The following is a 22,932-nucleotide window of genomic DNA, read 5'->3' as shown; positions in this document are numbered from 1 at the left end:
CGGCGACAGCGGCCGATGCGCTGGCGGCGATCGCACCGGCGGTCGTGGCGGGGGCGGAATCGCTGGGCGGCAGCAAGATGGCCGGGCAGGGCGCGACACCGCGCGACGCGCCCGTTGCCGATACGAGCCCGGCGGCCGTCAAGCGCCTCTAGCCTGACGGCCGGCCGGCCAGCACAAGACGCCGGCGCATGCATCGCTGATATGTGCGGCATATCACACAGCTCATCTGATTCATTCCGTATATAAGTCCTTCGGCTTGTTCCACATCCCTTTTCCACCTTCGATGGGGGCGCGGCATGCCCGCGTACGGCGCGACAAAGCGCGTATTTTGGCTTACCATAAAGTCAATCTCAGCCTTCCACCGCCAAGCCCATGACCCGTCCATCCAAGCATCGTCCACTTCGCGTGTTCCTGCCGGCCCTGCTGGTCGCAGCGAGCTGTGCCTTCCTCCCCCACACCGCCATGGCGGCGGCGCCGGTGCAGACCCCGGTCGTCACCGGCCTGCCCGATTTCTCCGACCTGATCGACAAGGTCGGCCCGGCCGTGGTCAACATCCGCACCACCGAGCGCGTGCAGCGCGGCCAGGGCATGCCGGGCGAGGAGGAGATGCAGGAATTCCTGCGCCGCTTCTTCGGCGGTCAGATTCCGCGTGGCGGCGGGCGCGGCCAGGGCCGTCCGGGCGGGCAGGGCGGCGCCGAGGAGCAGGTCACGCGCGGCGTCGGTTCCGGCTTCATCGTTTCCGCCGACGGCTTCGTGCTCACCAATGCCCACGTGGTCGAAGGCGCCGACGAAGTCACCGTCACGCTCACCGACCGCCGCGAATTCAAGGCCAAGGTGCTGGGCGCCGACCGCCGTTCCGACGTGGCCCTGCTCAAGCTCTCGGCCAGCAACCTGCCTTACCTGCGCACCGGCGACTCCAGCAAGATCCGGGTCGGCGAATGGGTGGTGGCGATCGGCTCCCCCTTCGGCCTCGACAACACCGTTACCTCCGGCATCATCTCGGCCAAGTCGCGCGACACCGGCGAATACCTGCCGCTGATCCAGTCCGACGTGGCGGTCAACCCGGGCAATTCGGGCGGCCCGCTGATCAACATGCGCGGCGAGGTCATCGGCATCAACTCGCAGATCGCCACGCTGTCCGGCGCCTACAACGGCATTTCCTTCGCGGTGCCGATCGACGAGGTCATGCGCGTGGCCGACCAGCTGAAAACCACCGGCAAGGTCACGCGCGGGCGCCTGGGCGTGCAGATCAGCGAAGTCACGCGCGACGTCGCCGAGTCGCTCGGCCTGGGCAAGGCGCGCGGGGCCGAAGTGTCGATGGTCGAAGCCGGCGGCCCGGCGGAGAAGGGCGGCATCAAGGTCGGCGACATCATCCTGAAATTCAACGGCCAGCCGATCGAGACCACCCGCGACCTGCCGCGCCTGGTCGGCGCCACCAAGGTCGGCAGCCGCGCCAACGTCACCGTATGGCGCCGCGGCACCCAGCTCGACGTGCCGGTGACCATCGTCGAACTGCAAGAGGAGCGTTCCCCGACCGCGCGCCCGACGCCCAAGAAGCCGACCCCGGGCGCCGCGCCGAACGCGCTCGGCCTGGTGGTCTCCGACATCCCGGCGGCGGCGCGCGCCGAAGCCGGCGTCGACGGCGGCGTGCTGGTCGAGAATGCCGAGGGCAGCGCGGCCACGGCCGGCATCCGCCCGGGCGACATCATCTCGCAGGTGGGCAATAGCCCGGTGAGCAGCGTGGCCCAGTTCAACGGCCTGGTCGCCAAGCTCGATCCGAAGAAGCCGGTGGCCCTCCTGGTGCGCCGTGAGGACGTCACCCAGTACGTCGTCGTGAAGCCGCGTCAATGATGGGCGCGGTTCCGTTCACGCTGTACTCGCGCAGCTACTGCCACCTGTGCGAAGACATGCTGCAGGCCTTGCTGGCCCTGCAGCAGCCCGGGGAGCGCTTCGAGGTCGCCGTGGTCGACGTCGACGCCGACCCGGCGCTGGTGGCGCGTTTCGACGAGCTGGTGCCGGTGCTGTATGGCGACCCGGAGGGCGAGGAGCTGTGTCATTACTTCCTCGACCCGGTGGCGGCGCGCGGCTGGGCCGACGCCTGCGTCCGGGCCGCTGCCTGATCCGCAAACCCTGCCATTGTCTCCCGGATAATCAAAAACAGGCCTTTCTACCCTTCGCCGCCCCCAAAACCGGGCTTTCCGGCGCGGAATCCGGTAAAATGCCGGGGTCGGAAAAGCGCCGGCCGATCGCAAGCCTGCCGCCCACGCTTTTCATTCGCTTCATCGAGCGCTTCGACCGGGGGCCGGCATGCCCTCACGGAGCGCTTTTTTGCATTGCCCCTATTCGTTGTCGTAGCCTGCCGCGCTGCCCGCGGCCTTTTTGGTTTTTGAGCTTTGTTAATGAACAACATACGTAACTTCTCCATCATTGCCCACATCGACCACGGCAAATCGACCCTTGCCGACCGTATCATCCAGCTGTGCGGCGGCCTGTCGGAGCGCGAGATGGACGCGCAGGTGCTCGACTCGATGGACCTGGAACGCGAGCGCGGCATCACCATCAAGGCCCAGACCGCGGCGCTGCAGTACAAGGCGCGCGACGGCCAGACCTACAACCTGAACCTGATCGACACCCCGGGCCACGTCGACTTCTCCTACGAAGTCTCGCGCTCGCTGTCGGCCTGCGAAGGCGCGCTGCTGGTGGTCGACGCCTCGCAAGGTGTGGAAGCCCAGACCGTGGCCAACTGCTACACCGCGCTCGACCTGGGCGTGGAAGTGGTGCCGATCCTGAACAAGATCGACCTGCCGCACGCCGACCCGGACAACGCCAAGAAGGAAATCGAGGACGTCATCGGCATCGACGCGTCCGACGCCACCGTGTGCTCGGCCAAGACCGGCCTGGGCGTGGAAGACGTGCTGGAAACCCTGATCGCCAAGGTGCCGCCGCCCAAGGGCGACAAGGACGCGCCGTTGCAGGCCCTGATCGTCGACTCCTGGTACGACCCCTACGTGGGCGTGGTGATGCTGGTGCGCGTGGTCAACGGCACCCTGCGCCCGAAGGACAAGATCCTCCTGATGGCAACCGGTTCCGTGAACCTGGTCGAAAACATCGGCGTCTTCACCCCGCGCTCGGTCTCGCTGCCGGAGCTGTCGGCCGGGCAGGTGGGCTTCATCATCGCCGGCATCAAGGAACTGACCGCCGCCAAGGTGGGCGACACCGTCACCCTGGCCGCCAAGCCGGCCCCTAGCCCGCTGCCGGGCTTCAAGGAAGTCCAGCCGCAGGTGTTCGCCGGCCTGTTCCCGGTGGAGGCCAACCAGTACGACGCCCTGCGCGATTCGCTGGAAAAGCTCAAACTGAACGACGCCGCCCTGATGTACGAGCCGGAAGTCTCGCAGGCGCTGGGCTTCGGCTTCCGCTGCGGCTTCCTCGGCCTGCTGCACATGGAGATCGTGCAGGAACGCCTCGAGCGCGAGTTCGACATGGACCTGATCACGACCGCCCCGACCGTGGTGTACGAGGTCGAGATGCGCGACGGCAGCATGGTCCGGGTCGACAACCCGTCCAAGATGCCGGAGCCGTCCAAGATCAACGAAGTGCGCGAGCCGATCGTCGACGTCAACCTGTACATGCCGCAAGAGTACGTGGGTGCGGTGATGACCCTGTGTAACGGCAAGCGCGGCGTCCAGATGGACATGGCCTACCACGGCCGCCAGGTCAAGCTGCACTACGAGATCCCGATGGCGGAAATCGTGCTCGACTTCTTCGATCGCCTGAAATCGACCTCGCGCGGCTATGCCTCGATGGACTACGAGTTCAAGGAATACCGCGCCGCCGACGTGGTGAAGGTCGACATGCTGATCAACAGCGAGAAGGTCGACGCGCTGGCGATCATCGTGCACCGCGCCAACGCCCCCTACCGCGGACGCCAGGTGGCGGCCAAGATGCGCGAACTGATCCCGCGCCAGATGTTCGACGTGGCGATCCAGGCCGCGATCGGTGCCACCATCATCTCGCGTGAGAACGTCAAGGCGCTGCGCAAGAACGTGCTGGCCAAGTGCTATGGCGGCGACATTTCGCGTAAGAAGAAGCTGCTCGAGAAGCAGAAGGCCGGCAAGAAGCGCATGAAGCAGGTCGGTTCGGTGGAGATCCCGCAGGAGGCCTTCCTGGCCATCCTCCAGGTGGAAGAAAAATAAATGGATATGCAACCCATCCTGAGCAATTTTGCTCTGATCCTGTTCGTCCTGATGGTGGTCACCGGCGTCATCTGGTGCCTGGACGTGTTCGTGCTGGCCAAGGCGCGCCGCCGCAAGGCGGACGCCGCCCTGGCCGAATACGACGCCCGCACCAGCAAGCTCACGGCCGACGGCATCAAGGTCGACAGCGGCAACGGGCGCGCCGCCATCGAGCAGGCGCACCTGCGCCAGCCGACCTGGATCGAGTACTCGGGCAGCTTCTTCCCGGTGATCGCGCTGGTGTTCATCCTGCGCTCCTTCCTGTGGGAGCCGTTCAAGATCCCGTCCTCGTCGATGGTGCCGACCCTGCTGGTGGGCGACTTCATCCTCGTGAACAAGTATGCCTACGGTGTGCGCCTGCCGATCGTCAACAAGAAGGTGATCGAAGTGGGCGACCCGCAGCGCGGCGACGTCATGGTGTTTAAGTATCCGAAGGACATGGGCCAGGACTACATCAAGCGCGTCATCGGCGTGCCCGGCGACACCATCACCTACGAAGACAAGCGCCTGACGGTGAACGGCAAGCCGGTCCAGTACACCCCGATGGACGACTACCTGGACGACCAGCACCCGATCTACCACAAGCAGTTCGTCGAGCAGCTGCCCGGCAAGGAGAACGGGGTGGCGCACCGCATCCTGAACACCGAGGGCAAGCGCACGATCGACCTCGGCGCTGTGGACAATTTCCCGAACCGTGAAGCCTGCGACTATTCGTACGATAAATTTACCTGTATCGTACCTCCAGGCAACTATTTCATGATGGGCGATAACCGCGACAACAGTGCCGACAGCCGCTATTGGGGCTTCGTGCCGGATAAAAACATTGTTGGCAAGGCGATCGTCGTCTGGATGAACTTCGGCAATCCCAAACGGATTGGCGGCATCCAGTAATCCGGGAGATCGACAGACAATGCGTTACCAAGCACCCAGCAAGCAAGCCGGCGTTTCCCTGACCGGCCTGATCCTCGTCCTGGCCGTGATCGGCGTGATCGCCGTGTTCGCGCTCAAGCTGCTGCCGACCTGGTTCGAGTACAGCGCGATCAAGGAAGCGATTCAGCGCGCCAAGGAAGCTGGCGGCACGCCGCGCGAAATGCAGGTAGCCTTTGACAAGAACGCCGGCATGAACAACGTCACCGCCATCAACGGCCGCGACCTGACCATCACCCGCGACGACGGCGAGACGCAAGTCAGCTTCGCCTACGAGAAGCGGGTGCCGCTGGTGGGCAATGTGAGCCTGGTGATCGACTACGCGGGCACGACCGACCCGAGCGGCGTCAATGCCGCCAAGGAAGCAGATGGGGCTGCGACCGCGTCCCAGTAACAGGCAATAGACTCCGGGCACTGGGTGCCTGGTGAAACCATGACAGCACAATGAATCTACAGTTATTGCAAACACGCTTGGGTTACACGTTCCGGGACACCGGCCTGCTCCAGCAAGCCCTGACCCACCGTAGCCATAGCGCGCTGCATAACGAACGCCTGGAATTCCTGGGCGACTCGATCCTGAACTGCGTCGTGGCCTCGATCCTGTACGAGCGCTTCACCAAGCTCGACGAAGGCGATTTGTCGCGCCTGCGCGCCAACCTGGTCAAGCAGCAATCGCTGTTCGAGATCGCCCAGAAGCTCGAGCTGTCGCAGTTCCTGCGCCTGGGGGAGGGCGAACTGAAATCGGGCGGCTTCCGCCGTCCCTCGATCCTGGCCGACACCCTGGAGGCCCTGCTGGGCGCGATCTTCCTCGACACCGGTTTCGATGCTGCGCGCGACGTGATCCGCGCCTTCTACATTCCGCTGCTCGACTCGGTCGATCCGCGTACACTGGGCAAGGATGCCAAGACCCTGCTGCAGGAATTCCTGCAGAGCAAGAAAATCTCGCTGCCGACCTATAACGTGGTGGCCACGCACGGCGCCGCCCACAGCCAGGAATTCGAGGTCGAGTGCCTGGTGCCGAAGCTGAACGTGCAGGTCTTCGGCCGCGGCGGCAGCCGCCGCGCCGGCGAACAGGCCGCCGCCCGGCTGGCGCTGGAAGCGGCGCAGGGAGTGCTGGCCAAGGCGCCGGCGGCCCGCAAGAGCAAACCGCGCGCCGCCCAGCTGAAGCTGGCAGGCATTGGCACGGTCCAGTCCGACGGGGCCGCAGGAACAGAACAAACAGGCAGCAAATCCGCATGAGCACCACCATGAATAATATCGACAGCAACGACACCACCGACACCACCGGCACCCCGGAGAACTTCCGCTGCGGCTATATCGCCATCGTCGGCCGCCCCAACGTCGGCAAGTCGACCCTGATGAACGTGCTGATCGGCGCCAAGGTGTCGATCACCTCGCGCAAGGCCCAGACCACGCGCCACCGCATCACCGGCATCCAGACCCGCGACGACGCCCAGTTCATCTACGTCGACACGCCGGGCTTTCAGACCCGCCATGCCAATGCCCTGAATAAAACGCTGAACAAGACCGTCTCGAACACGCTCACCTCCTCGGACGTGATCCTGTTCCTGGTCGAAGCCGGCACCTTCGGCCCGGCCGACCAGCAGGTGCTCGACCTGCTGCCGAAGAACGTCCCGGTGGTGCTGGTCATCAATAAGTCGGACCGCATGAAGGACAAGGCTGTCTTGATGCCGTTCGCGCAAAAGATCGCCGCGCTGCGCGACTTCACCGCCATCGTGCCGGTCTCGGCCAAGATGCGCTTCCAGGTCGACGCGCTGGAAAACGAGATCAAGCGCCACCTGCCGCAAAACGCCCCAATCTTCGGGCCGGACGACATCACCGACCGCAGCGAGAAGTTCCTGGCCGCCGAGATCGTGCGCGAAAAGGTGTTCCGCCTGCTGGGCGACGAGCTGCCGTACACCAGCACCGTGGTGGTGGAGCAGTTCCTGCAGGAAGGCAACCTGCGCCGCATCTTCTGCGCCATCCTGGTCGAGCGCGACACGCACAAGTCCATGATCATCGGTAACAAGGGCGCGCGCCTGAAAGAAATCTCGACCCAGTCGCGCCTGGACATGGAAAAGCTGTTCGACGGCCCCGTGTACCTGGAAATCTGGGTCAAGGTCAAATCCGGCTGGGCCGACAACGAAGCGGGCCTGCGCGCCTACGGTTACGAGTAAGCGCCCGGAGGCCGTCCCGACCGCATGCCAGATCAAGCACAACCAGACGACCTCATCGACGCTCCGGAACCGAATATTCCGGTAGCGGCCAAACGCAGCCGGCCGCCCGTGCGCGACACCCGTGTCAACGGCCAGCCCGGCTTCGTCCTGCACAGCTATCCCTACAAGGAAACCAGCCTGATCGTGGACATGTTCACGCGCGACTTCGGCCGCGTGGGCGTGGTGGCGAAGGGCGCCAAGCGGCCGCTGTCGAAACTGCGCGGCGTGCTGCAGACCTTCCAGCCGCTGTCGGTCTCGTTCAGCGGCAAGTCCGAGCTGCGCACCCTGATCGATGCCGAATGGGTCGGCGGCATGCTGCCGCTGGAGAAGACCGCGCTGCTGTGCGGCTTCTATCTCAACGAGCTGCTGGTCAAGCTGCTCGCGCGCGACGACAAGCACCCGACCTTGTTCGACCACTACGTCTCGACATTGAACCAGCTGGCCCATGGCGAACCGCCGCCCATCGTCTTGCGAAAGTTCGAACGGGCCTTACTTAAGGAAACTGGGGTCGCCGCCGACCTGGCGCGCTCGACCACGACGCGCGGCCCGGTCGACCTGGCGCGCGACTACGTGGTGGACCCCGAAAAGGGCGCGCGCGAAGCCGTGCCCGCCGACGTCTGGCCGGTCGTCCTCGGCAAGACCCTGCTCGACATGGAGCGCGAGGATTACAGCGACCCGGTCACGCAGGCGCAGAGCAAGCAGCTGATGCGCTTCCTGCTGGCGCACCACCTGGGCGGCGCGCCGTTGAATACGCGCCAGATTTTGATCGACCTGATGCAACTATAAAGACCACACATGAGCTTCCTGCAACCCCTTGGCTCCGTCATCGACCTCGGCGTCAACATCGACCACATCGCCACCGTGCGCAATGCCCGCGGCACCACGTATCCGGACCCGATCCGCGCGGCCCTGCTGGCCGAGCAGGCGGGCGCCGACCTGATCACCCTGCACCTGCGCGAAGACCGCCGCCACATCAAGGATGCCGACGTGATCGCGCTGCGCCCGCAACTGGCCACGCGCATGAACCTGGAAGCGGCGGTCACCCGCGAGATGATCGACTTCGCCTGCCAGGTCAAGCCGCAGGACGTGTGCCTGGTGCCGGAGCGCCGCGAGGAAGTCACCACCGAGGGCGGCCTGGACGTGATCCGCTACTACAAGGAAGTCGAGGCGGCGGTGCAGCAGCTCAAAGGCGAGGGCATTCGCGTGTCGCTGTTCATCGATGCCGACGAAGGGCAGATCGAAGCAGCTGCCGCGGTGGGCGCCACCGTGATCGAACTGCACACCGGCCGCTATGCCGAAGCCGAAGGCGAGGAGGCGCTGCGCGAGATCGAGCGCATCAAGCTCGGCGTGCGAGCGGGCGCCTCGCGCGGCCTGCGCGTGAACGCCGGCCACGGCCTGCACTACACCAATGTGCAGCCGATCGCGGCCATTGCCGACATCCACGAGCTCAACATCGGCCACGCGATCGTCGCCCACGCCCTGTTCGCGGGCTGGGAGAACGCGGTGCGCGAGATGAAGGCCATCATGGTGGCGGCGCGCCTCGGCGTGCAATACGGGGCAGGGGCCTGAGATGATCTACGGGATCGGCACCGACATCGTCCAGATCTCGCGTGTCGAGGCGGCGCTGGCGCGCAGCGGCCCGCGCTTCGCCGAGAAGATCCTCGGCCCCGAGGAACTGGCGAAATACCATGCGCGGAGCAGCAAGAACGCGGTGCGCGGACTGCGCTTCCTGGCCACCCGCTTCTCGGCCAAGGAGGCGTTCTCGAAAGCGATCGGGCTGGGCATGCGCATGCCCATGACCTGGCGCTCGGCCCAGATGCTCAACGCACCCAGCGGCAAGCCGGTCATCGTGTGCAGCGGGGCCCTGGAAGAATTCATGCGCGCCAATGGCTTGACGGCGCAGGTGAGCGTCAGCGACGAGGCCGATTATGCGGTGGCCTTCGTGATCGTGACCAAGATTGTGGCCGCATAAAGGTCGAGTAGGCACGATTTAGGTCGGAAATGAGCAAGGAAGACGAGGGAACCGTCGCCTATGTGGCGAGCGGCGGGACGGCGATGCCGGTCCCGGCAACGAAGCCGGCGCGCATCGGCGCCGCCAGACCCAGGATCAGGAAGATTGAGGCCGCCGCGCCACGCGTGCGGCCGGACAGTTGGCAGGCCATGAAAGAAGAACTGAAAGCGACATTGAAGGGCGACGCGGCGCAACCGGTGCAACCGACCGAAGCGGCGCGCGAGCAGGTGCTGGCGACTGTGGCAAAACTGCCCGGGCTGCCGGGCGTGTACCGCTATTTCGACGCCAACGGGAACGTGCTCTACGTCGGCAAGGCGCGCAACCTCAAGAACCGGGTGTCGAGCTACTTCCAGAAGAACCTGTCGAGCCCGCGCATCGCGATGATGGTGTCGCAGATCGCGCACCTGGAGACCACGGTGACGAGCAGCGAGGCCGAGGCGCTGATCCTGGAAAACAACCTGATCAAGTCGCTCAAGCCGCGCTACAACATCCTGTTCCGCGACGACAAAAGCTACCCTTATATCCGGATCACGGGCGGCGAAGCGCCGCGCCTGGGCTACTACCGCGGCGCGCTGGACAAGAAGAACCAGTACTTCGGACCTTTCCCGAGCGCCTGGGCGGCCAAGGAATCGATCCAGCTGCTGCAGCGGGTCTTCCTGCTGCGCACCTGCGAGGACAGCGTCTACAGCAACCGCACGCGTCCCTGCCTGCTGCACCAGATCGGCCGCTGCAGCGCGCCTTGCGTCGACCTGATCACGCCGGAAGACTACAAGCGCGACGTCGACAACGCGGCGCGCTTCCTGCGCGGACGCCAGAGCGAAGTGCTGGAGGACCTGGAGCAGAAGATGCAGTCCTACGCGATGGAGCTGAAGTTCGAGCAGGCCGCCAGCGTGCGCAACCAGATCCAGGCCCTGTCGAAAGTGCTGCACGCGCAGAGCATGGAAACCGTGGGCGACGCCGACGTCGACGTGATCGCCGTGGTGGTGCAGGGCGGGCGCGCCTGCGTCAACCTGGCGATGGTGCGCGGCGGACGCCACCTCGGCGACCGCGCCTACTTCCCGACCCACGTGGGCGAATCGCTGGGCGAGTGCCCGATCGAGGTCGAGGTCCTGTGCGCCTTCCTCGCCCAGCACTATGCGGGCCAGTTCATCCCCGGCACCCTGATCCTGAACATCGAGTTCGACCAGCCGGAACTGATCGTGGCTCTGTCCGAGCAGTGCGGCCACCGCATCAACCTGATCTTCCAGCCGCAGGGGCAGCGCCGCCAGTGGCTGGAGCTGGCCTGCAAGAACGCCGAGATCGCACTCGCGCGCCTGCTCTCCGAGCAGGGCTCGCAGCAGGCGCGCACGCGCGCGCTGGCCGAGGCGCTGTCGCTGGACAGCGAAACCCTCGACGAGCTGCGCATCGAATGCTTCGACATCAGCCATACGGCGGGCGAAGCGACCCAGGCTTCCTGCGTGGTGTTCCACCACCACCAGATGCAGAACGGCGAGTACCGCCGCTTCAACATCAACGGCATCACGCCGGGCGACGACTACGCCGCGATGCGCCAGGTGCTGCAGCGCCGTTACGAGAAGGTGGCCAATGGCGAAGGCGTCATGCCCGACATCGTGCTGGTCGACGGCGGCAAGGGCCAGGTCGAGATGGCGCGCCAGGTATTCGAGGAACTGGGCCTGGACATCGCGATGATCGTCGGCGTGGCCAAGGGGGAAGGGCGCCGCGTGGGCCTGGAAACCCTGATCTTCGCCGACGGCCGCGCGCCGCAGGAGCTGGGCAAGGAATCGGCCGCGCTGATGCTGGTGGCCATGATCCGCGACGAGGCGCACCGCTTTGCGATCACCGGCATGCGCGCCAAGCGCGCCAAGGCCAGACAAGCCTCGCGCCTGGAAGAGATCGAAGGCATCGGCGCCAAGCGCCGCCAGCGCCTGCTGGCGCGCTTCGGCGGCCTGCGCGGCGTGATCGACGCCAGCGTGGAAGACCTGATGTCGGTGGAGGGCATCTCGAGTACGCTGGCGGAGGAGATATACAGGCAGCTCCACTGAGTTACTGGACCGGGGCTTTTGCCCCGGTTTTGTTTTCGGGGTGCGCAAAATTGGATCCCGGCCTACGCCGGGATGACGGTCTTTCGTGCGAAGGTCTGAACAACTTTGTGGCCCGCTACTTGAGCACGTCATCCCGGCGCAGGCCGGGATCCAAGTTCGTTATGCAGCCACTAACTCGACCGTGCACCCCATACAGACGAGTCACCTAGTCCAATTTGCAATACCCATGTAGACTGTCGCCCAAACTTTTCATTCCCGTAATCAGCGTTTTTCCTATGCCTTTCAACATCCCGATTCTCCTGACCTGGCTACGTGTAGCGCTGATTCCCCTGGTTGTAGGCGTCTTCTATCTCCCGACCCACTGGCTGCCGCTGGCCGACCGCAACCTTGCCGCGACCCTGGTCTTCATCATCGCCGCCGTCACCGACTGGTTCGACGGCTTCCTGGCGCGCCGCTGGAACCAGACCTCGGCCTTCGGCGCCTTCCTCGATCCGGTCGCGGACAAGCTGATGGTGGCCGGCGCATTGCTGGTGCTGGTGCAGCTGGACCGCGTGAACGCCATCATCGCCTTCATCATCATCGGCCGCGAGATCACCATCTCCGCCTTGCGCGAATGGATGGCCCAGATCGGCGCCACCAAGTCGGTGGCGGTGAGTTCGCTCGGCAAGATCAAGACCGCCGCCCAGATGACGGCGATTCCGATGCTGCTGTTCCATGACGTGCTGTTCGGGATCGACACCCTGTACTGGGGCGAGTACTTCCTGTGGCTGGCCGGCGGGCTGACGGTCTGGTCGATGTTCTACTACCTGCGCCGGGCGTGGCCGCTTATTAAGGAAAAGGCAGGAAACTTGTAAGAAATGTTCCGTGTCATCCTTGACGTACGGAATAGAATCTCTATAATGCCTGCCTGTTGCGACAACAACGCAGCAGAATGAAAGACAAAGCGGGAGTAGCTCAGTTGGTAGNNCGAGACTCTTCTCCCGCTCCAAGTTTTTCAGGTGACACGATCAGTTGCACGATTGAGAAACTTGAGAAAATGTCAAAGTTCTGCGATAATCGTTGTTCTGTACGCGGGAGTAGCTCAGTTGGTAGAGCGCAACCTTGCCAAGGTTGAGGTCGAGAGTTCGAGACTCTTCTCCCGCTCCAGTTATCTTCGGATGGCTCGGTGCGACAGGCGTAAGTAAGACTCCATGCGGGAGTAGCTCAGTTGGTAGAGCGCAACCTTGCCAAGGTTGAGGTCGAGAGTTCGAGACTCTTCTCCCGCTCCAAATTCAGAGAAGACATTGCTTCTCGGTTGATACGGCAAATAACCGGCCGGGTCAGCTGTTCCAAGATTACCTCTGGCGAGGTAGCAAAGCGGTTATGCAGCGGCCTGCAAAGCCGTCTAGACGGGTTCGACTCCCGTCCTCGCCTCCAGATCGTATCAAGCACGGGCCCTGTTCAGGGCCCGTTTGCTTTTCCGGCCCCAGCTTTCCGCCATTCGAGTCATATAGATATGCGTGGCTTTGCGCCAGCACACAGCCGAACGCAGCCATCGGTCTAAGATAGGTTCTGGCGAGGTAGCAAAGAGGTTATGCAGCGGCCTGCAAAGCCGCCGAGACAGGTTCGATTCCTGTCCTCGCCTCCATATACCAAGTTCGTTCTCTCCGCTGGCCGCTGATGATACAGCCGTCCAGGCATTGCGCCTGCCGTGCATGGATCCAATGCGGCGTTTCGCAGGCTTCCCGACACCATAGTTATTCCGGCGGATTGCCCGTTCCTCCGCCACCCCCTACGATGCGTTGTCGTCCAAACACTCATCGGGAAAATGCCAGTATCGAGCAGCAGGGCCGCTTCTCCAGGCTCCATCACAATTGGATACGGTGTTGTCAACGCAGCGGCGCGTCCGTTCTACCCGTTGGCCTCAGGTCTCGCTGTAGTCGTGCTGTTCGTATGGGTGGCGAGCGCGCTTGAATGGACGGTGCATCCACATATCGATCCGCGCTGGTTTGCGCATGAGGCGATTTTCGGTGTGCTTGCGGCTGTATTCACTGGTTTCCTCTACAAGTCAGCTCGGGATTGGATGGCATTGGATCCGCTGCGCAGTATCTGGCCGGTGGCAACGGGACTCGTATGGCTCGCTGGACGAGGGGCAATGTTAGCGGCGCCGCATCCTGCTCTCGCTGCGATCGACTGTGCGTTCCTGTTTCTGGCCCCTTTGCCGTTTTATCGGGTTCTCAAACGGTCGCGAATGTTGAAACACGTCGTTCTGGTTGACTTGCTGTGCTTGCTGGCCCTGTTGAATTTCCTTTACCATGCAGCAATACTGGGCCTGTCTCGGCTCGCCCCCGGCGCACTGGTCGGGACAGCCGCCTTGGTCAGCGTCGTCCTGGCAATAGCATGCGCTCGACATGGTGGAGCGGATCGGCAACGCGCTGCGGCAGCCGTCGTTCAATCTCGGCGCAGCGATTCCTGAACCGGCTGCGCGCTGTCCCTTGCGTGATCGGGATTGTCCCCGTCGCAGCAAGCATGGGGGCGACACGGACTGGCGACGCGATTCCCTTATGGCGTCCGCTCGCGGCGGCCTAGGAAAGCAATGCCACGCGTTGCATCTGCACCCAGACTTTGCGCCCCGGCACGATACCGAATTCTTGCAGGAGTCGTGCTTTGACGCGCGCCAGGAAGGGTGTCGGCCCGACCCGTAACTGCACCAGTACCTCATCCATCGCGTCGTTCGCGGCGGCCACCGCCGTGATCTCGGCAGGAAGGGCGTTGGCACTGCCGGATGTCGATGGATCGATCAGCGACAGGCCAATGTCGCGCGCATCGACGCGGCAACGAAGCCGGCTGCCGATCGCCTCCGCGCGGCGCCCAACCGTAAGCATGCCTCCCGGAAAACTCAGCGAGGACAGGTCGCCGGCGTCGTGCCGTGTCAGCACGGCGTCGAACACGGCGCCGATCTCAGGCCCGACATGCGGCGGCAGGTCGACCCGTGCCAGCATTTCGCCCAATGGTCCGCTGGCCAGCACTTTTCCTTCATCGAGCAGGACCAGATGGTCGGCCAGTCGCGCCACCTCGTCCGGCGCATGGCTTACATAGACGATTGGAATGGCCAGCTCGTCACGCAGCCGCTCCAGATAGGGAAGGATCTCGCGCTTGCGCCTGAAGTCGAGCGCGGCCAGGGGCTCGTCCATGAGCAGGACGCGCGGCGAGGCCAGCAATGCGCGTGCAATGGCAACCCGCTGGCGTTCGCCGCCGGACAGGCGCGCAGGACGCTGGTCCAGCAGCGCCGCGATGCCGAGCAGCTCGGTAATCGCGCCGGGGCTGAAACGGCGCTCGTGCACCGGTACCCGCTTGAAGCCGAATTCGAGATTGCCGCGCACCGTCAAATGATCGAACAGGCTGGCTTCCTGGAATACATAGCCGAGCGCCCGCCGGTGCGGAGGGACGAACAGCTTGCGACCATCGTCCTGCCAGACCTCGTCGCCAAAGGACACGCGCGCACCGGCGATTCGGTCGAGGCCTGCAATCACGCGCAAGCAGGTGGTCTTGCCCGATCCGGAATGCCCGAAGAGGGCGCTGATCCCGTCCTGCGGCAACGCAAGGTCGATCTCGAGCGCAAAGCCGTCCGGCTCGGCCGCTGCGCTGGCGCGTAGCGCCACATTGAACTGTACCCGTAAGCCATTCATGTGCGCGGTTTCCGTATCGATTGGGGATAGCAGGTGTAAAGGGCGAACAAGACCACGAAGCTGAACACGAGCATGCCTCCCGCAAGCCAGTGCGCCTGCGTGTAGGCCATCGCTTCGACATGGTCATAGATCTGGACAGACACGACACGCGTCTCGTTTGGGATATTCCCGCCAATCATCAGTACCACGCCGAATTCGCCGACCGTATGGGCAAATCCAAGCACGGCTGCGGAAAGGAATCCCGGCCGGGCCAGCGGCACCACCACGGTCCAGAAACTGTCCCATGGACTTGCGCGCAGCGTCGCCGCGACCTCGAGGGGGCGCCTGCCGATCGCGTCGAAGGCGTTCTGCAGGGGCTGCACCGCGAACGGCAGGGAGTACACGACCGAGGCCAGCACCAGGCCCTCGAAGGTAAAGGGTTTGATGCCCATCCCGAGGGCCGCGCTGATGCGGCCCAGCGGGCCTTCAGGCCCCAGCGCAAGCAGCATGTAGAAGCCGAGCACGGTGGGCGGGAGTACGATCGGCAGCGCGACCAGGGCGCCCACCACGGGTTTCAAACGCGAGCGCGTGCGCGCCAGCCACCACGCCAGCGGCGTGGCGACCAGCAACAGCAGGAGGGTGACCAGCGTCGCCAGTTTCACGGTCAGCCAGACCGCGGCGAGATCACCGGCAAGCGGATCGATGTCTTCCATGCTCCGCTACTCGTAACCATGGAAGCGGATGATCCGGCGTGCCTCGTCGGAGCGCAGGTAGGCTGCCAGCTCCCGGGCCGCCGGGTTGGCCGCGCCCTTGGCAAGCACGACGGCGTCCTGGCGGATCGGCGCATGCAGCTCGGCCGGCACGACCCATGCCGATCCACCGATGAAACTGCCACCCCGGTAGACGTCGGACATGGCCACGAATCCGAGGGCCGCGTTGCCGGTCTTGACGAACTGATAGGTCTGAGCAATGTTTTCCCCTTGGACCAGCCTGCTTTTCAGTCCACCGAGCAGGCGCAGTTGTTGAAGGACGTCGACGGCGGCTGCGCCGTAGGGCGCCGTCCTGGGATTGGCGATCGCCAGGTGCGTGACCCCGCGGTTTGCCAGCACGGTTCCCCTGGCATCGACCAGCGAGGCCTGCGCCGACCACAGCACCAGCCGGCCGGTGGCATAGTTGAAGGCCGTGCCGGACACGCCCAGGCCTTCCGCGACCAGCCTGGCGGGCGTCGCAGCGTCGGCCGCCAGCAGCAGCCCGTAGGGTGCGCCGTGCTTGATCTGTGCGTAGAACTTGCCGGTCGCGCCGAAGGCAAGGATGGTCTTGTGACCGCTCTTTTTCTCGAAAGCCTGCGCAATCTTCTGCATGGGCGCGGAGAAATTCGAGGCTACCGCCACGTGTACCTCGGCAGCATCGGCGGAAGGGGCCGCACCGACACATGCCAGTGCGACGAGCAGGATTGGGAGAAAATTTTTCATCGTATGCTGGAGGTCGGCAGCGAGCTCATGCCTGGGCGCCTGCGTGCCACTTCGCCATGCCGGCCTCGTCGGAGGCCCGTGCCTCCACCCAGTGCGCGCCATCCGCCCTCATTTCCTTTTTCCAGAAAGGGGCCCGGGTCTTGAGGTAGTCCATGACGAACTCGCAGGCGGCGAATGCCTCGCCGCGGTGGCGCGCCGCCACTGCCGCGAGCACGATCTGGTCGCAGCCGCGCAGGGCACCGATCCGGTGGATCACCAGGATGTCGGCGACCGGCCAGCGCCGGCTAGCTTCCTGGGCAATGGCTTCCAGTGCTGCCTCGGTCATGCCGGGATAGTGTTCGAGTTCCATGTGCGAGACGGCGCCGGTGTCGTTCATTTCACGCACCGTGCCGACGAAGGCCACCACGGCGCCAACGCCGGGCTGGCCGGCCCGCAAGGCGGCGATCTCGGTGGACAGGTCGAAGTCCTCGTGCTGTACGCGTACGGGCATGTCAGCCCCCGGTCACGGGAGGGAAGAAGGCAAGCTCGGCGCCATCGTGCACCGGGCTGTCGAGGCTGCCCAAGACCTGGTCGACCGCGACCCGGAACGCGCTGGGGTCGGACAGGGCTTCGGTCCAGGCGCCGCCGCGCGCGCGCAGCGCTTGCAGCACATCCGCGGCAGTGCGGGTACTGTCCGGCAGCGTCAGGTTGTCGGAGGAGACCCCGAGGGTCTCGCGCAGGCCGGCGAAGAGCCGCAGTTTGATGTGCATGGTGGTCGAATGCGGAGCGAATGGTTTCGGTGGAAGCGTTTGCCGACATTCTAGGGAGATCGCCGGCGCATGGCTGTCGGCATGACGGCTTACGCCGACCTAGTCATTCCGGCCTACGTGCCAGGCTGAATGGTCGAGTTCGTCCGCAAGAGAGGCGTGCGACAATATCCCGCATTACACCGGCCGAGTCCAGGCAACAGAGGTCATCATGGAATTCCCCACCTACCCGCCGCCTGCATTGTCCGACGAGCTGTGGACGGTGCTGGCTGCACGCCGCAATACATCGCTGCGCCGCTTGCAGGCGCCCGGCCCCGACGAGGCGGGCCTGCAGCGCATCTGCGAGGCGGCAGGGCATGCGCCCGATCATGCCAAGCAGCGTTCGTGGCGCCTGGTCTTGATTCCGGCGCATAAGCGCCATGAACTGGGCGATGCCTTCGTGGACGCCCTGGTGCAGCGCGAGCCGGACGCAGATGAAGACGCGCGCAGCGCTGCCCATGGCAAGGCCTTCCACGCGCCCTGCCTGCTGGTCGCCGTTTTGCGCGCCGATCCAGCGCTTGCAGATGTTCCTGTGGCCGAGCGCCTGGTGTCGCTGGGGTGCGCGGTGCAGAACATGCTGATCGCGGCGCAGGCCCTCGGCATTGCCAGCGGCCTGGCCAGCGGCGCCGCGCTGGCCGCTTCCGGCATGCGCCGCCTGCTGGGGCTGGAGGCGGGCGAGCAGGCAGTGTGCTTCATCGGCTTCGGCAGCGCCGAGTGCGTCAAGGCGGCACGCCCGCGCCCGCAGCCCGCGCACTACCTGACGGTGCTGTGAACGGGCCGCGCGGGCGCGCCAGGGGCTGCTAGACGCCGCCGCACGAGCCGCAGCAGCTGCCCGAGCGGGCGGCGCGCTGCTGCAGGGGGAAGCCCGAGCGCGAAATGCTGGTGTCGATTTCCTGCGGCGAGGTCAGGTCGTCGTCGTACTGCAGGTCCACCCGGCTGCTGCCTGCAGCCAGCTCGACGGCGCGGATGCCCGGCATGGACCGCAGCACGCCCAGCATCTTGTCGATGCTGGCGTGATCGAGGACGGCGTTCAATTGAAGTGAGTGTTCCATCTTGGCTCCTTGGGAATCGGTATCGGGTGCATTCATCGTAGCCGCGCTACGCGCGCAGTTCCTTAAAGCAGTTCAGGTTTTTCGCATGTGCATTCCCGGTCAACCGCAGCTGCCGATGTAATGGCACTCGGTGCAGCGCGCGCAGCCGTCCACCTTCTGCAGGGTGCGCGCGCCGCACTCGGGGCATTTCTCGGCCGGACGTGCCGGCGCCGCGACCGCGCCGGCCTGCGCCGCCATTGTCCCCGCCGGGTCCGTGTGTGTCCTGCCGCGCAGCCGCAGCAGGCGGTCGAGTTCGGGCACCGGCACCTGATTGCCGTAAGCGTCCAGGAAACCGCGCCCGATCAGGATCCGCTGCAGCATGAAGGCGATGGCGGCCACTTCCGAATCGTGGTACACCGGTACCTGAACGCCGTCCTCGCGGGTGAGATGACCGCAGCGCACCGGTCCCTTTTCCCATACCACTTCGCGCATGTCGCCGAGCGCCTTGGCGATCGAGCTGCCGGCGCGCGCGGCCATCGACAGCAGGCGCATGGTCGAGGTGATCCATTGCTGGCCGTCGCTGCGCTGGTTGGCCGGCATGAAGAACTCGAAGGGGCGCTCGATCCTCACCGGGTGCCCGTCCAGCATGCCGTCGACCTGGATGAAGCTGATGGTGAGGTAGACCGCCTTCTTGCCCTCCTGGGTGCTGTACTCCACCTTGGCGGTCACCGACTCGAGCTCGCCGATGGGGCGGCTTTCGAAGCGCCGGCGCAGCGGGTCGGTGTCGGCGGAGCAGGCCAGCTCAGGGGCGGAGGTGGGGGCAGGAGCGGACGGCGCCGGCGCGACGCTCAGGACGCTGCCGATGACGCTGTTCGGCCGATAGGTGGCCAATCCCTTGAGCCCGGCCCGCCAGGCTTCGGTGTACAGGTCCTTGAACCCCTCGTAGGGATAGTCGGCCGGCACGTTGACGGTCTTGGAGATAGCGGTATCGATAAAGGGTTGTACCGCCTCCATCATGCGCAGGTGGTCGTGCGCGGACATCTCCAGGGCCGTCACGAACTGTTGCGGCAGCGCGCCGTCGCCGACCTCGTGGCCCAGGTGACGGTACAGGCGCCAGGCGTGGTCCGCGACCTCGTAGGTCCGGGTGCTGTCGTCCGGCATGCGCTTCTTGCGGTGGTACACCCACGAAAAGGCCGGCTCGATGCCGTTCGAGGCATTGTCGGCAAAGGCAAGCGAGATCGTTCCGGTCGGCGCGATCGACAGCAGGTGCGAGTTGCGGATGCCATGCAGTGCGATCTCTGCGCGCAGGCTTTCGGGCAGGCGCTGCACGAACTGTCCGTCCAGGTAGCGCTGCGCGTCGAACAGCGGGAACGGGCCTTTCTCGCGTGCCAGCGCGATCGACGCGGCATAGGCGGCGTCGCGCAGTTCGCAGGCAATGCGGGCGGCCATGGCGCGCCCCTCTTCACTGTCGTAGCGGATCCCGAGCATGACCAGCGCGCTGCCCAGGCCCATGAATCCCAGGCCCACCCGGCGCTTGTCGCGGCCTTCGGCGGCCTGCTGCGGCAGCGGCCACTGGGTCGCGTCGAGCGCCAGGTCGAGCATGCGCACGCCGATCGCGGCGACCTCGCGCATGGTATCGAAGTCGAAGCGCGCCTCGGCGCCGAACGGCTGGCGCACATAGCGCGTCAGGTTCAGTGAACCGAGGTCGCAGCAGCCGTAGGGCGGCAGGGGCTGCTCGCCGCAGGGATTGGTGGCCGCCAGCCGCTCGAGGTAGTAGAGGTTGTTTTCCGCGTTCATGCGGTCGATGAACAGGACGCCCGGTTCCGCATGATCGTAGGTCGAGCGCATGACCTTGTCCCACAGTTCGCGGGCGCGCACCCGCCGGTACGTCCACAGGCCGTCGTCGCGCCGGAAGGCGCCATCGGCCAGCGCATCCGGCCCCGGTTCGGCCTGGTGCCGCAGTTCGAACTCGCCGTCGGCCAGCAGGGCCGCCATGAATTCATCGCTCACGCCGACCGACAGGTTGAAGTTGCTGAAGGCGCCGCCGTCCTTTGCCGCGATGAAGCGCTCGACGTCGGGATGGTCGACACGCAGCACGCCCATCTGGGCGCCGCGCCGGGCGCCCGCCGACTCGACCGTGCGGCACGAAGCGTCGAACACTTCCATGTACGAGACCGGCCCGGAGGCCCGCGACTGGGTGCCGCGCACGACGCTGCCCGCCGGGCGGATCGGACTGAAGTCGTAACCGACGCCGCCGCCGCGCCGCATGGTTTCGGCCGCTTCCGCCACCGCGGTGTAAATGCCGGGCAGGCCGTCATGGCTGCCGGTGATCGAGTCGCCCACCGGCTGCACGAAGCAGTTCATCAGGGTCGCCTTGATGCCCAGGCCGGCGGCCGAGTTGATGCGGCCGGCAGGGACGAAACCCTGTTCCTGGGCCCACAGGAAGCGCTGTTCCATCTCCTGGCGCAAGGCTTCGGCCTCGTGGCCTGCCAGGGCGCGCGCGACGCGCGCGCGCACCTCGCCGATACTGGTCTCGTTTCCTTTGGCGTACTTCTCGCGCAGTACGTCGACCGACACCTCCTGGGGTGCCATGGTCGCTGCGAACATCTGGTCATTGGCGTTCATGGTTCTCGCGATAGAGGGATCCGCACGGGATCCGGTTGGTTGATCTGCAACGCCATCCACTATCCGCGTAAAGCCGCGATGCCGCCTTAAACTGGTTCAAGAAAGGAGGGGAGCGAGGGTGTCGGCGACCACCTCGGCGGGCGTCGGCGCATCCGGGAAAGCGGGCAGCGGATCCCGGTGCAGCAGTGCGGCTTGCGCGGCCACGCGCGCCACCATCGCCTCGGCCTGATCGGGGTCGAAACCGGCGTGGTAGCGCTTCCTGACGCCGTGCTCGCCGAGTTGCCAGTGCGTGTCGGGCTCGACGCCGTGGCGCGCCAGGCAACTCTTCGCGCACACCAGCGGGCAGCCGTCGATCGTCACCACCGGACGCCCGGACTTGGCGAGCTTCACCAGGGACGGCACGTCGCCGCCGACGCCGGCGATGCAGGACATCTCGGCCACGCCGAGGCGGTCCAGCGCGAGGGCGATGTAGTTGGCCATCTGCGCCGCGCTCGAACAGCCCGAGCACGAGTACACAAGCGGGATGCTGGCGCGGTCCTTAGGCATGGGACGCTCCCTGCCGTGAGGCGCGCAGCGAACCCGGGCGGCGAGGTAACAGGCCGTCCAGCGAGAACAGCGGGTGCTCGATCGCGTCCAGGGTGTTCTTGACCAGCAGGCCCAGCTCGGTATCGCCTTCCATCACCAGCCGGCGGCTGAAGAACAGCGTATCGGGATCTTCCTTGCGTGCGGCAAGCAAGGCGAAATCGCGCAGGCTGGCGCTGATGCTCAGGTCGGCCTCGCCCGAGCGTCTGGCCGGGGCGAAGGCGCGGCCGCGCCAGACGAAGTCGAAGGCGATGCCGGCGTCCAGCGCGCGCAGGCGCAGTCGCTTGCCGGCCAGGCCGGCGCGCACGTCGTCCGGCAGGTGCCGGACCAGGATCCGGTTGAGGGCCGCCGCGAACAGGCAGGAACCCGGATAGGCGGGCAGCAGCGACAGGAGGCGGCCGACAGGGGCCGGCAGGAGTTGCGGTGCATGGTGCATGATTGTCCTCATGGTTGTCCACGTGATGGCCGCGTTCATGCGGCCTGTTTGTCCAGTCCGGGCCGGCCATGCCAGAAGCCGTCGCAGGCCGCCGCCGGCATCAGCGGCGCCATCTGCCTGGCCGCCTCGCGTCCGTCCAGGCGGCCGTGCAGTGTGGCGTGCGCCAGGTCGACGATGGCGCGCATGTGCGCCGCCTGGGGACTGAGGCGCACGACGTCCACGCCCATGGCGCGCATGACGTCGAACTGGTCGACCAAGTTGTAGACCAGGGCCGACTGGGTCTGGATGCCGTTCAGGACCAGGAAGGGCTGCTTCTCGCGTGTTTGCATGAGCAGGCCGTCGGGATGGTCGATGCAGCTGAAGCGGCAGTCGTCCTTGGGGAGATTGCGGTGGCGCGCCGTGAAGCAGCGCGCCGAGAATGCCAGCGGCAGGCGGCCGTAGGCGAATACCTCGGTCTGCAATGCCGGCGGCTTCTCTTCGAGCAGGGCCGCCAGGCCGCTGCGCGACATCTCCAGCGGCATGACCCAGCGGGTGGCGCCGGCATTGGCCAGGATCGCCAGCGACTGCGCGCTGTAGAGGTTCAGGTGCGGCCCGGCGACGAAGGGCAGGCCGTTCATGCAGTGAACGGCGCCGAAGTCGTTGGCCTCGACCAGGTGGCGGCCGTTGGCGGCGATCCGGCGCAGGATGCCGAGGTCCGGGCTTGACTCGATCAGCACCTGGGTCGACAGCACCACCTGCTTGCCTGCCGCTTCCAGCATGGCGGCCAGCGCCAGCCAGTCGGCCAGGCGCAGTTCGTGGCGGCGCGAGCAGACGGTTTCGCCAAGGTAGACGATGTCGACCGGCGTCGCCGCCATGGTTTCGTAGAACATGAACACGGTGTCGCGCGGCCAGTAATACTGGATGGGGCCGAGGGCAATTTTCATCGT

The 22,932-nt window shown here is 65.5% G+C and carries 24 protein-coding genes and 4 tRNA genes; 18 read left to right on the top strand and 10 right to left on the bottom strand.

Going from position 1 to position 22,932, the window contains the following annotated elements:
* The first annotated feature begins 372 nt into the window (after nucleotides 1-372).
* From B2R83_RS22625 to B2R83_RS22545, 17 genes are all read left to right on the top strand, one after another.
* The gene (locus B2R83_RS22625; protein WP_292045233.1) at nucleotides 373-1,851 is read left to right on the top strand and encodes a DegQ family serine endoprotease; all 1,479 of its coding nucleotides are present in this window, start codon (nucleotides 373-375) and stop codon (nucleotides 1,849-1,851) included.
* A complete protein-coding gene (locus B2R83_RS22620; protein WP_292045242.1) occupies nucleotides 1,851-2,120 on the top strand; it encodes a glutaredoxin family protein in 270 nt (89 codons plus the stop codon). Before B2R83_RS22625 ends, B2R83_RS22620 begins: the two co-directional genes overlap by 1 nt.
* A gap of 279 nt (nucleotides 2,121-2,399) precedes the next feature.
* A complete protein-coding gene (lepA, locus tag B2R83_RS22615; RefSeq protein ID WP_292045231.1) occupies nucleotides 2,400-4,193 on the top strand; it encodes a translation elongation factor 4 in 1,794 nt (597 codons plus the stop codon).
* Complete coding sequence (gene lepB / locus B2R83_RS22610; RefSeq protein ID WP_292045229.1) at nucleotides 4,194-5,123, top strand: signal peptidase I; 930 nt, start codon at nucleotides 4,194-4,196, stop codon at nucleotides 5,121-5,123.
* A gap of 19 nt (nucleotides 5,124-5,142) precedes the next feature.
* Nucleotides 5,143-5,553 carry a DUF4845 domain-containing protein gene (locus B2R83_RS22605; protein WP_292045227.1) on the top strand — a complete coding sequence of 137 codons (411 nt, stop codon included), beginning with the start codon at nucleotides 5,143-5,145 and terminating at the stop codon, nucleotides 5,551-5,553.
* Nucleotides 5,554-5,630: 77 nt separating this feature from the next.
* Nucleotides 5,631-6,398, top strand: a complete 768-nt coding sequence (gene rnc / locus B2R83_RS22600; RefSeq protein ID WP_229445848.1) for a ribonuclease III — start codon at nucleotides 5,631-5,633, stop codon at nucleotides 6,396-6,398.
* An 8-nt stretch (nucleotides 6,399-6,406) separates the two neighbouring features.
* On the top strand, nucleotides 6,407-7,336 hold the full coding sequence (era, locus tag B2R83_RS22595; RefSeq protein ID WP_036207597.1) for a GTPase Era: 930 nt from the start codon (nucleotides 6,407-6,409) through the stop codon (nucleotides 7,334-7,336).
* 24 nt (nucleotides 7,337-7,360) lie between these two features.
* Nucleotides 7,361-8,161 carry a DNA repair protein RecO gene (recO, locus tag B2R83_RS22590; RefSeq protein WP_292045224.1) on the top strand — a complete coding sequence of 267 codons (801 nt, stop codon included), beginning with the start codon at nucleotides 7,361-7,363 and terminating at the stop codon, nucleotides 8,159-8,161.
* A gap of 9 nt (nucleotides 8,162-8,170) precedes the next feature.
* On the top strand, nucleotides 8,171-8,944 hold the full coding sequence (locus tag B2R83_RS22585; RefSeq protein ID WP_292045221.1) for a pyridoxine 5'-phosphate synthase: 774 nt from the start codon (nucleotides 8,171-8,173) through the stop codon (nucleotides 8,942-8,944).
* Nucleotide 8,945: 1 nt separating this feature from the next.
* The gene (gene acpS / locus B2R83_RS22580) at nucleotides 8,946-9,347 is read left to right on the top strand and encodes a holo-ACP synthase (RefSeq protein ID WP_292045220.1); all 402 of its coding nucleotides are present in this window, start codon (nucleotides 8,946-8,948) and stop codon (nucleotides 9,345-9,347) included.
* 29 nt (nucleotides 9,348-9,376) lie between these two features.
* Nucleotides 9,377-11,428, top strand: coding sequence for an excinuclease ABC subunit UvrC (gene uvrC, locus B2R83_RS22575; RefSeq protein WP_292045218.1), 2,052 nt, complete (start codon nucleotides 9,377-9,379; stop codon nucleotides 11,426-11,428).
* Between the two features lie 275 nt (nucleotides 11,429-11,703).
* Complete coding sequence (gene pgsA, locus B2R83_RS22570) at nucleotides 11,704-12,282, top strand: CDP-diacylglycerol--glycerol-3-phosphate 3-phosphatidyltransferase (RefSeq protein ID WP_036207442.1); 579 nt, start codon at nucleotides 11,704-11,706, stop codon at nucleotides 12,280-12,282.
* Between the two features lie 216 nt (nucleotides 12,283-12,498).
* Nucleotides 12,499-12,574, top strand: a tRNA-Gly gene (locus tag B2R83_RS22565).
* A 46-nt stretch (nucleotides 12,575-12,620) separates the two neighbouring features.
* Nucleotides 12,621-12,696, top strand: a tRNA-Gly gene (locus B2R83_RS22560).
* Between the two features lie 74 nt (nucleotides 12,697-12,770).
* Nucleotides 12,771-12,844: transfer RNA gene (locus B2R83_RS22555), tRNA-Cys, on the top strand.
* A 137-nt stretch (nucleotides 12,845-12,981) separates the two neighbouring features.
* Nucleotides 12,982-13,055 (top strand) — tRNA-Cys (locus tag B2R83_RS22550).
* 180 nt (nucleotides 13,056-13,235) lie between these two features.
* Complete coding sequence (locus tag B2R83_RS22545) at nucleotides 13,236-13,883, top strand: NnrS family protein (RefSeq protein WP_081925777.1); 648 nt, start codon at nucleotides 13,236-13,238, stop codon at nucleotides 13,881-13,883.
* A 109-nt stretch (nucleotides 13,884-13,992) separates the two neighbouring features.
* On the opposite strand, the gene modC is transcribed toward B2R83_RS22545, so the two are convergent.
* From modC to B2R83_RS22520, 5 genes are read right to left on the bottom strand one after another with little or no spacing between them, the layout of a single operon-like run.
* Complete coding sequence (gene modC, locus B2R83_RS22540; protein ID WP_292045198.1) at nucleotides 13,993-15,096, bottom strand: molybdenum ABC transporter ATP-binding protein; 1,104 nt, start codon at nucleotides 15,094-15,096, stop codon at nucleotides 13,993-13,995.
* Nucleotides 15,093-15,788: a molybdate ABC transporter permease subunit gene (modB, locus tag B2R83_RS22535; RefSeq protein WP_027863697.1), complete on the bottom strand. Its 696-nt coding sequence runs from the start codon at nucleotides 15,786-15,788 to the stop codon at nucleotides 15,093-15,095. Before modB ends, modC begins: the two co-directional genes overlap by 4 nt.
* 6 nt (nucleotides 15,789-15,794) lie before the next feature.
* Nucleotides 15,795-16,547, bottom strand: coding sequence for a molybdate ABC transporter substrate-binding protein (gene modA / locus B2R83_RS22530; RefSeq protein ID WP_292045195.1), 753 nt, complete (start codon nucleotides 16,545-16,547; stop codon nucleotides 15,795-15,797).
* Nucleotides 16,548-16,572: 25 nt separating this feature from the next.
* The gene (locus B2R83_RS22525; protein ID WP_027863695.1) at nucleotides 16,573-17,037 is read right to left on the bottom strand and encodes a molybdenum cofactor biosynthesis protein MoaE; all 465 of its coding nucleotides are present in this window, start codon (nucleotides 17,035-17,037) and stop codon (nucleotides 16,573-16,575) included.
* A 1-nt stretch (nucleotide 17,038) separates the two neighbouring features.
* Nucleotides 17,039-17,296 (bottom strand): MoaD/ThiS family protein, encoded by a 258-nt coding sequence (locus B2R83_RS22520; protein ID WP_027863694.1) that lies wholly within the window; start codon nucleotides 17,294-17,296, stop codon nucleotides 17,039-17,041.
* Nucleotides 17,297-17,504: 208 nt separating this feature from the next.
* Between B2R83_RS22520 and B2R83_RS22515 the strand changes: the two genes are divergently transcribed.
* Nucleotides 17,505-18,104: a nitroreductase family protein gene (locus B2R83_RS22515; RefSeq protein ID WP_036207464.1), complete on the top strand. Its 600-nt coding sequence runs from the start codon at nucleotides 17,505-17,507 to the stop codon at nucleotides 18,102-18,104.
* 28 nt (nucleotides 18,105-18,132) lie between these two features.
* Here B2R83_RS22515 and B2R83_RS22510 read toward each other — a convergent pair whose 3' ends face one another.
* From B2R83_RS22510 to B2R83_RS22490, 5 genes are all read right to left on the bottom strand, one after another.
* Complete coding sequence (locus B2R83_RS22510; protein WP_152570835.1) at nucleotides 18,133-18,384, bottom strand: hypothetical protein; 252 nt, start codon at nucleotides 18,382-18,384, stop codon at nucleotides 18,133-18,135.
* A gap of 99 nt (nucleotides 18,385-18,483) precedes the next feature.
* Nucleotides 18,484-20,988 carry an adenosylcobalamin-dependent ribonucleoside-diphosphate reductase gene (locus B2R83_RS22505; RefSeq protein WP_292045190.1) on the bottom strand — a complete coding sequence of 835 codons (2,505 nt, stop codon included), beginning with the start codon at nucleotides 20,986-20,988 and terminating at the stop codon, nucleotides 18,484-18,486.
* A 96-nt stretch (nucleotides 20,989-21,084) separates the two neighbouring features.
* The gene (locus tag B2R83_RS22500) at nucleotides 21,085-21,534 is read right to left on the bottom strand and encodes a putative zinc-binding protein (RefSeq protein WP_027863690.1); all 450 of its coding nucleotides are present in this window, start codon (nucleotides 21,532-21,534) and stop codon (nucleotides 21,085-21,087) included.
* The gene (gene ubiT / locus B2R83_RS22495; protein WP_051306119.1) at nucleotides 21,527-22,006 is read right to left on the bottom strand and encodes a ubiquinone anaerobic biosynthesis accessory factor UbiT; all 480 of its coding nucleotides are present in this window, start codon (nucleotides 22,004-22,006) and stop codon (nucleotides 21,527-21,529) included. The genes B2R83_RS22500 and ubiT overlap by 8 nt, the downstream gene beginning before the upstream one ends.
* 35 nt (nucleotides 22,007-22,041) lie before the next feature.
* Nucleotides 22,042-22,929 carry a U32 family peptidase gene (locus tag B2R83_RS22490; RefSeq protein WP_292045185.1) on the bottom strand — a complete coding sequence of 296 codons (888 nt, stop codon included), beginning with the start codon at nucleotides 22,927-22,929 and terminating at the stop codon, nucleotides 22,042-22,044.
* Between the last annotated feature and the right edge of the window lie 3 nt (nucleotides 22,930-22,932).

The organism is Massilia sp. UBA6681 (genome assembly GCF_002454935.1).
Taxonomy (GTDB): domain Bacteria; phylum Pseudomonadota; class Gammaproteobacteria; order Burkholderiales; family Burkholderiaceae_D; genus Telluria; species Telluria varians.
Note: the sequence above shows the minus strand (reverse complement) of the source record. Positions and strands in the feature narration are given on the sequence as shown.

What these genes read in the sequence shown, in the direction of transcription:
- era (WP_036207597.1), top strand. Translation starts at nt 6,407, where the DNA reads ATGAATAATATCGACAGCAACGACACCACCGACACCACCGGCACCCCG.
- pgsA (WP_036207442.1), top strand. Translation starts at nt 11,704, where the DNA reads ATGCCTTTCAACATCCCGATTCTCCTGACCTGGCTACGTGTAGCGCTG.
- B2R83_RS22545 (WP_081925777.1), top strand. Translation starts at nt 13,236, where the DNA reads ATGCCAGTATCGAGCAGCAGGGCCGCTTCTCCAGGCTCCATCACAATT.
- modB (WP_027863697.1), bottom strand. Translation starts at nt 15,788, where the DNA reads ATGGAAGACATCGATCCGCTTGCCGGTGATCTCGCCGCGGTCTGGCTG.
- acpS (WP_292045220.1), top strand. Translation starts at nt 8,946, where the DNA reads ATGATCTACGGGATCGGCACCGACATCGTCCAGATCTCGCGTGTCGAG.
- B2R83_RS22520 (WP_027863694.1), bottom strand. Translation starts at nt 17,296, where the DNA reads ATGCACATCAAACTGCGGCTCTTCGCCGGCCTGCGCGAGACCCTCGGG.
- B2R83_RS22625 (WP_292045233.1), top strand. Translation starts at nt 373, where the DNA reads ATGACCCGTCCATCCAAGCATCGTCCACTTCGCGTGTTCCTGCCGGCC.
- B2R83_RS22505 (WP_292045190.1), bottom strand. Translation starts at nt 20,988, where the DNA reads ATGAACGCCAATGACCAGATGTTCGCAGCGACCATGGCACCCCAGGAG.
- uvrC (WP_292045218.1), top strand. Translation starts at nt 9,377, where the DNA reads ATGAGCAAGGAAGACGAGGGAACCGTCGCCTATGTGGCGAGCGGCGGG.
- B2R83_RS22585 (WP_292045221.1), top strand. Translation starts at nt 8,171, where the DNA reads ATGAGCTTCCTGCAACCCCTTGGCTCCGTCATCGACCTCGGCGTCAAC.
- B2R83_RS22605 (WP_292045227.1), top strand. Translation starts at nt 5,143, where the DNA reads ATGCGTTACCAAGCACCCAGCAAGCAAGCCGGCGTTTCCCTGACCGGC.
- B2R83_RS22620 (WP_292045242.1), top strand. Translation starts at nt 1,851, where the DNA reads ATGGGCGCGGTTCCGTTCACGCTGTACTCGCGCAGCTACTGCCACCTG.
- lepA (WP_292045231.1), top strand. Translation starts at nt 2,400, where the DNA reads ATGAACAACATACGTAACTTCTCCATCATTGCCCACATCGACCACGGC.
- B2R83_RS22510 (WP_152570835.1), bottom strand. Translation starts at nt 18,384, where the DNA reads ATGGAACACTCACTTCAATTGAACGCCGTCCTCGATCACGCCAGCATC.
- B2R83_RS22490 (WP_292045185.1), bottom strand. Translation starts at nt 22,929, where the DNA reads ATGAAAATTGCCCTCGGCCCCATCCAGTATTACTGGCCGCGCGACACC.
- B2R83_RS22515 (WP_036207464.1), top strand. Translation starts at nt 17,505, where the DNA reads ATGGAATTCCCCACCTACCCGCCGCCTGCATTGTCCGACGAGCTGTGG.
- B2R83_RS22525 (WP_027863695.1), bottom strand. Translation starts at nt 17,037, where the DNA reads ATGCCCGTACGCGTACAGCACGAGGACTTCGACCTGTCCACCGAGATC.
- B2R83_RS22500 (WP_027863690.1), bottom strand. Translation starts at nt 21,534, where the DNA reads ATGCCTAAGGACCGCGCCAGCATCCCGCTTGTGTACTCGTGCTCGGGC.
- lepB (WP_292045229.1), top strand. Translation starts at nt 4,194, where the DNA reads ATGGATATGCAACCCATCCTGAGCAATTTTGCTCTGATCCTGTTCGTC.
- ubiT (WP_051306119.1), bottom strand. Translation starts at nt 22,006, where the DNA reads ATGCACCATGCACCGCAACTCCTGCCGGCCCCTGTCGGCCGCCTCCTG.
- modA (WP_292045195.1), bottom strand. Translation starts at nt 16,547, where the DNA reads ATGAAAAATTTTCTCCCAATCCTGCTCGTCGCACTGGCATGTGTCGGT.
- modC (WP_292045198.1), bottom strand. Translation starts at nt 15,096, where the DNA reads ATGAATGGCTTACGGGTACAGTTCAATGTGGCGCTACGCGCCAGCGCA.
- recO (WP_292045224.1), top strand. Translation starts at nt 7,361, where the DNA reads ATGCCAGATCAAGCACAACCAGACGACCTCATCGACGCTCCGGAACCG.